This is a genomic window from Oleiphilus sp. HI0043 (assembly GCF_001634935.1).
Genome location: NZ_LWEY01000039.1, coordinates 1 through 934, shown reverse-complemented (window position 1 = coordinate 934; position 934 = coordinate 1). Strand labels below are relative to the sequence as shown.

General features: G+C 42.6%; 2 protein-coding genes. One reads left to right on the top strand and one right to left on the bottom strand.

The window, feature by feature from the left end; translation table 11 throughout:
- A partial coding sequence (locus A3729_RS34425) for an OmpA family protein (protein ID WP_156497563.1) occupies nucleotides 1-162 on the top strand: 162 nt, incomplete at its 5' end.
- 231 nt (nucleotides 163-393) lie between these two features.
- Here the strand turns inward: A3729_RS34425 and A3729_RS01125 are convergent.
- The coding region (locus A3729_RS01125) for a CZB domain-containing protein (protein ID WP_197475463.1) at nucleotides 394-934 on the bottom strand (541 nt) is incomplete at its 5' end.

Genomic DNA, 934 nt, shown 5'->3' with positions numbered 1-934 from the left:
GAAAGACGCGCGGAAACCTTAATGGACTTCTTTATTTCTGAGGGAGTCGCAGAAGCTCGTATCAGTGCTAAAGGCTATGGTGACTCTAGACCAGCCAGAAAAGAAGACTCGGCTCAGGCGCAAGAGCTGAATCGCAGGGTGCTTTTGAAGCTAGAGAAATAGTGCTTTAGCTAAGCTTTGAATTTGCAGTTGTGCAAAAAAATAGATGAAGCTTAGCGTCGCTAAATTTGTTGCTATGATTAATACGCCACTTTTTTTGCTTTTGAAAGCAGACCTAAACCTAGCATTGCCGGCGAGATCTAAAGCAAGCATTTCGAAGCGCCACAAGCCTCATATTGGCGGGCTGTTTTTCACCTTCTGAAACAGAGGTAATATTGCAAGGTCTAAGAAATTCTAACGGTGCTGGATAAATTCATTAAGAATATCCAATACGCTATCTGATAAGCCAATAAGCTCTTCAACTGCACCCTGCAGAGATAATGGTTCAGCGCCTGCTCGTGCGACCTTATAGATTTCTATGCCCTTAGCGTGTACTTTCGGATGAACATCTTCATAAAGCTCTTTGAAGCGACTCTTGGAACTTAGCTGCTGTCCTTTATCAGACATTAGGTATTTCCCAAGGCGACATTGGGTATGATCTTTTAGCTCACTCTCTTGTACGCTGTTTTGTCCAAATAATGCAAAACGGATAACCTTATCTACCCACACAATATGGTCACTCTTGGCCATGCGAAGCAGTACATCATCGTTGCTTACATCAAAGTAGCTCAAACACTCTACTTGCAGGTCACGTAGATATTCGACATTTTTATACATATCTTTGAAAATGGTGAATGATTCATTAATGCCATCAGCGGTATTTTGCACACCTCTTGCCATATCTTGTGCTACGGAAGCTTGCTCTGTTGCTGCTGAGGCAATTTGAGCTGTTGCA